Below are 6,653 nucleotides of genomic sequence, written 5' to 3' on the forward strand. Positions count from 1 at the left end.
ATTGGGATCGAAAACGATATTATCGAGCTGACTAGTAAAGTTCACACTCTCACGCTTAATGATTTTTCGAATGCAACGGATCCCTATTTATTACTGGCATTTGGTTTTCAAGCATGTGATGACATCCGAACCTTAACATTCGAATTAGTTGGGGCGAATAAGGAGACGGTGCTTGAAACAAACCATTCTATTAAAAACAAAGACGGATTAAGAATCCCACTGAATCCATACTTGTTTGAAGTTCAAAATGCTAAAACAGAAATTGACTACCATCTACGAGTCTCACTATTAGACTCTACAGATAGATTCGTGACTAGTTTCTTGGTAGCACGAATTCAGGATGAAGTGATTATCCAAAATGCGCAATACACGCTTAGTGAGGATGAAATATTCATCAAATGGGATGAAACAGGAACCCAAATTGGCCGTGAAGTTGTCCTAGTAAATTTCCTGAAACCCTGGAAGAAGCCGTACCATTTTCAAATTGAGGACAAAACATGTAGGGCTGTAATCGCAAAAGCTGCGCTTGAGGAAGGCATTTATCGATATGTCATTCAGAAAGAGTCAGATGACTTGTTTTTTGAAGAGACAGAAGCAGAAATCTGTACGTTTGTTCCAAAAGATTTCCCGAAAGGAAGAATCGTTATTAAGGGAGAGCGCAACCTATCCTCAGAGATGGAAAACCTCTTATACCAGCTATTACGAACGAGATTTATTAAACCAGAACAGGTATCAAACCGGCTGAAAAGAATTGACCATGAAATTAAAAGTCTGCAGATCCACGTGCCAGAGGATATTCATCCGCTTGCAAATGCTTTTATTTTGCATGAACGCTTTTTGGCGGATAAAGAGGACGTACAAGAAGTAAGGAAGCTTTTCATAAAGCTGTTTGATTTGTTTTCTAGCTATGGAAAAGAAACAATTAAATATATATTGGAAAGCGATTATTCAAAAGAGTATAAGAAGCAATTACTCCATCATTTTTATTGCAATAATTTGACTGCGCCGGTTAGATTGAATGATCTTCAGGCTAAATTACTTGCCGAGATCGATGAGGATATGACCGGATTTATGAATTTGGTTCAGGCGGAAAATAAAACAAGGGGACTGAATTGGGCAGGTATCTCGGACCTAACTTCCTTACGAGAGGCAGATTTATTTGAGGATACCAACTGTACCTACCTTTCCGATGAAAATCTCGGAAAGAGTACTTATATTACGAGCTACTTCAAATATGTCTACGATAGCTTGATACGTCCGAAAAATTTTTCCAAAACGACCGAGGATTTTATTAGAGAATTTCAACGAGACCAATCTGTTGAGGAAACAAAAATCTTTGGAAAAACAAGACTTCATTTATTGGCAGAATGGAAGAACCAGAATAAGAATGAGAAAACCGTCCAAAACATGTTGGCAGATGTTCTGAATATTCCGTGTGAAAGTTATGTGAAGTCAGATTTTCAAGATGCTTTTCATGCTCTTGCGAAACGAAAAACTGATGATGAATTAGGTTATTATATTGGCTTAATTGCTTTATATGCTTCTTTTATTAGAAATGGGAAAATGCAGGAAAGCAAAGAATTCAGTCGCTTGTTACATTACACCATTGAAAAATGCGGGAAATTATATTATCGAGATGCGATTATCTTTGAATTGTATATGAGTTTAGAGAGGGGATATTTATGGGTTTAAATCCTATATCAACAACTAAGAAAATAAAAAATGAATATGTGGAATACTTGAGCTCAATGTTTTTCTTTCAGGACAAAGATTTGATGAATCAGGCACGTAAACAACTTGCAGAAGAAGGCAAGTTTGTAAAGGGGCCGTTTATTGAAATTACCCAACCCTTTATTACCGGGAAAAGCATTAATGAGCTAATCAAAGAAGGGGTAGTATCCCGAGAATTTTTTGCTTTGAAAAAACATTTTCCACTTGAACGAACATTGTATATTCATCAAGAACAGGCTATTCGAAAAGTGGATGCAGGGAAGAATATCATTGTTGCAACAGGAACTGGTAGCGGTAAAACGGAGTGCTTTATGCTGCCAATCATCAATGAATTAATGCGGGAAAAGGAAGCTGGTACCCTGAACAAAGGGATTAGGGCATTATTACTTTACCCAATGAATGCCCTTGCCAATGACCAGATTGCTAGATTAAGAGGAATATTAAAAGATTATCCAGACATTACGTTTGGAAGGTATACAGGTGAAACTGAGGAATACCAAAAGAAAGCAGAGGAATTATTTGCTAAGACCAATTCAGATATCGAAATGATTCCAAACGAGCTGATTTCTCGTGAAAAAATGCGAGATAATCCACCGCATATCTTATTGACCAACTATGCCATGCTTGAGTACTTACTGCTAAGGCCGAAAGATAATGCATTTTTCAATCATGAAAATGGAGATAACTGGAAGTTTATCGTTTTAGATGAAGCCCATACGTATAATGGTGCAAAAGGTACGGAAATTTCTATGCTCTTGCAAAAATTAAAAGAGCGAATCTCGGAATCTCAGAAAAACCCATTAACCTGTATTGCCACAAGTGCTACTTTAGGAGGTGGCAGGGATGCATACAAAGAGGTGGCCAAATTCGCGACCGACCTATTTCATGAGCCATTTTTTCCGGAGGATATTATTGAATCCCAGCGTGTTAACTTAATTGAAAGGAAAATTTACGGACACGATAGGTTAAGTAAAGAGTACATTAGCTTAGGCAAAAATAAGAGTAGCCAAGAATTATTTGAGCTATTGAAAAATGATTTGAATGTCATGCAATTGCAGGAAAGTCTACAGAAAAAACCGCAATTGCTGAGTGATTTAACGAAAGTCTTTTTTCAAAATGAAGATCTTTCAACCTCAGAAAAATTAGCTGCGATAGTGGAACTAGTGAACCTTTGTGCGATGGCAAAAGAAGATAACGATGCAATGCCGTTATTACCTGCAAGATATCATGTGTTTGTAAAGGCTCTTGAAGGTGCCTATGTCTCCTTGTATAGAAAAAGGCAGTTATTCTTGGATAGAAAAAAGACGCAAAAATTACCGGATGGGAAATTGGTACCGACGTTTGAATTAGCAAACTGTCAACGATGCGGACAGGAACATATCGTCGGAAGAACGGAAGAGAACAAGCTGGTCCATGCCGACGCGGATGTGGATATCGATGGGGTTATCAAGAGAAAACAAGAATATTACATGCTTAATGCAGACCATGATGAGTTTGAAGTGGTTACGATCGATGATGATGAATCAACTGTTGAAGGCAGTGATAGTTCGAAAGAAATGGATAGTGACGAATATATCCTCTGCACAGTATGTGGGCATATTGAGCCAGAAGGGAAAGCGCGAAAAACCAATTGCTGTGAGTTTCCAGTTGAAAAATATATTAAAGTTTTAAAAATTAAAATGCCTGATTTCACGGTTAATACGTGCTTGAAATGCGGGCAACACTCGAAAAATATAGTCAAGCAATTTAGGACAGCCGATGACCCAGCAACGGAAGTGTTAACCAGATCGCTGTATCAATGCATCCCGCCTAATAAAACTAAAACGGTCGAAGCTGATTTATTTGGGGATGATGAAGATATTGATGAAGAGTTATTAGGTCGCAAGTTGTTGGTTTTTTCAGATAGTCGGCAGGAGGCAGCCTTTTTTGCATCGTTTTTACAGACCAAATACAATAACATCCTTTGGCGTAATGCAATTATTCACGAGCTTGTGAATTTGGAAGATTACGATGATGTTAGAATCGATAGCATGGTCAAAACGATTGTAAGATACGGTAAGCAAAAGAACCTTTTTGAAACAGGATTGGATGATATTGAGAAGCAAAGGCTTATTCAAACCATATTAATAAAGGAATTTATGAACTCAGAACGGCAAATTGGTCTGGAAGGGTTAGGACTCATTGCCTTTACTCCAGAAAAACCTGATAAATGGTCCAAGCTAAATATTAGCAGGCTTGGAATTGACCCAGACTTGGACATTACCATTGATGAACTATGGGATTTGTACACCATCATGTTCAATTCGCTTCGTGATCTGTATGCGGTAACCTACCCGGATTTGGTAGAAATGACAGACCCAGCTTTTGCGCCACGGAATAAAGAAGTTTATTTTAAGCTGGAAGCGGAGAAAAGCGTTCATGGAAACAGTATATTAGGCTGGCTACCGAAGGAGAATGTCAATAATCGTCGATTAGATTTTATTCAAAAATTATATAGATCCAAAGGTTTTTCTAAGGAGGAAGCTACAAGCAAGGCAAGAAGCTTGTTAAAGGAACTTCTTTCCGGATTATTATTTAAGCAGTTCTGGACAAAAGAGGAATACATTTTGGAAACGCCATTGCCAAGAGAGGGAACTGTATTAAAGCTGAATTATAAGAAATGGCAAGTAGTGAAACCAGGGAAATTGAATATTTGTGATAAGTGTGGAAGTATTACAGCGAAGAATCTGCGGGGAATCTGCCCAACCTATCGATGTGAAGGCAAATTGGTCAAATATGAAGAAGGCATGAGCCGTTTTTCATATTATAAGGATTTGTATACGAACATGAAGCCGTTACCACTAGTTGCGAACGAGCATACAGCCCAGCTGACAAGCGAGTTTGCATCAAGATTGCAAAATCGTTTTGAAAAAGGGGATGTGAACGTCCTTAGTTGCTCCACTACCTTTGAAATGGGTGTGGATGTTGGACAGCTTGAAGCGGTATTTATGCGGAATGTTCCACCGGAAACCGCAAATTACATCCAAAGGGCAGGTCGGGCTGGAAGACGGACTGAATCCACGGCATTTTCTTTAACCTATGCCAAAAGGCGTTCACATGACCTGACCTATTATCAGGATCCCGGTAGGATTATCGGAGGGATGATTAAAGCCCCTTATATAGAACTAAACAATGAAAAGATTGTGTTGCGTCATATATTTTCGGTTGTTTTTTCTTGGTTTTTTAGAAAATATCCGTCGTATTACGGTTCGGTAGATGATTTTCTTCAGATTTCCAATGATAGTGGAAAAAGTGCAGTAGAGGTTTTGAAAGAAGTATTGAGTGAACGACCAGAAAATCTACGAAGATCATTGGAATATGTTATACCTAAATCAAAATCATTAGAGGCTTTCGTCGATCTTGACAATTGGAAATGGGTGAATTATCTCCTTAAAGATGCTGAAGGTGCCTTAGTTTTGGCTGAATCTAATGTCATTGAAGTAATTGGTGAATTGGAAGAATTGAAAAAGAAACTGGATGCAGAACGGAAACCAAGTGACAATATATTAAGAATTCAAAACACGTATTTGAAAAAAGATGTCTTGAGTTTTTTATCATCGAGTAATGTATTGCCGAAATATGGCTTTCCAGTAGATGTGGTGAACTTGGATATTCTTCATCACGGGGAAAATGCCAAGGTGATTAATATTTCAAGAGATTTGAAGTTGGCTATATCCGAATTTGCCCCAGGATCAGAAATCGTCGCAAACAAAAAGGTGTGGAAACCATACGCATTAAATATGAGCAAAATGAAAGGCTGGCCGGTTCAACAATATTCGATATGTAAGACATGCGGTCGACTATATTCCTATCATGTTGATTTAGGAGTCCCTGCTGAAGGGAAAGAAGCAGCATGTTGTAATGAGCCATTAAACTATTATTATTATCTGCAGCCAGTTTTTGGCTTTTCAACAAAATCAGATGATTTACCTGCCAATCCTGGTGAAAGACGCAAAGCCAAACCACTACCTTCAAGGGTGAAATTTGATACGTATGTTGATGAGGAACTGGAGCTTACAGAGACCTTTAATGAAACAATGAAAGTTGGTGGTCATCCAGTTGAAGTAAAGTACTCTTCCAGGGGGAGAATGGTTATTGTTAATAATGGCGGTGGTCAAGGTTACTCCCTTTGCAATTGGTGTGGATATATCACTCAAATGAAGAATGTTACTAAGAAAAAAAATGAGCCACAAAAAGAGCACAAAAACAAGCATGGCAAGCCATGTGGAAACACCTATTTGCACAATGTTCATTTAGGGCATGATTTTATCACCGATGTTGTTGAAATCAAATTGCCATTAATATCTGCAAAATATAACCAAAAAAGCTTCTGGCCTTCATTGCTTTATGCGGTCATGGAAGGTGCAAGCTTAGAATTGGGAGTTGCAAGAAGTGAGATAGGAGGATGTCTGTACAGAGCAGATGGAGTTGACTTAACCGAAACCTCTATCATCCTATACGATGATGTACCAGGTGGTGCAGGGCACGCCAAGAAAATCTCGCAGCGCATTTCTAGAGTCTTAGAAAACGCCAGATTGAAGGTTAAAGGTTCATGTGGATGCGGCCCAGAAACAAGTTGTTATGGCTGCCTAAGAAGCTTTGAAAATCAATTCTTTCATGAAATTTTAGAAAGAGGTATTGCATACGAGTATCTCACTGAACTGTTAAAGTATCAAAATATCGAGGTGGATGCAACGGTTGTTGGATAATGCATTGTAACAGAAGAAGCAGAGAGAAGGCTAAGATACTTCTTCTGCTTCTTCTATACATTATACCTGACTTATCGGTTGGTGTAGGGACATGGGGGAGGGACATGGGGACAGGTTTATTGTCCCATTCTGTTTGTATATCCGATATCCTGTTAGGCTCTTTCCTGTCCCTTT

Annotated in this window: 2 protein-coding genes; both read left to right on the forward strand. The window is 38.5% G+C overall.

What is annotated here, in order from left to right; translation table 11 throughout:
• Positions 1-1,692: hypothetical protein (locus UB32_RS20095; RefSeq protein ID WP_044395746.1), on the forward strand; the 1,692-nt coding region annotated here is incomplete at its 5' end.
• Complete coding sequence (locus UB32_RS16505; RefSeq protein ID WP_044395748.1) at positions 1,683-6,479, forward strand: DEAD/DEAH box helicase; 4,797 nt, start codon at positions 1,683-1,685, stop codon at positions 6,477-6,479. The genes UB32_RS20095 and UB32_RS16505, both read left to right, overlap by 10 nt.
• Positions 6,480-6,653 lie beyond the last annotated feature (174 nt).

Origin of the sequence: Mesobacillus subterraneus, from assembly GCF_000934845.1 — a bacterium.
GTDB classification, from domain to species: Bacteria; Bacillota; Bacilli; order Bacillales; family Cytobacillaceae; genus Mesobacillus; species Mesobacillus stamsii.

Coding starts and splice junctions, on each gene's coding strand:
- UB32_RS16505 (WP_044395748.1), top strand. CDS start 1,683: ATGGGTTTAAATCCTATATCAACAACTAAGAAAATAAAAAATGAATAT.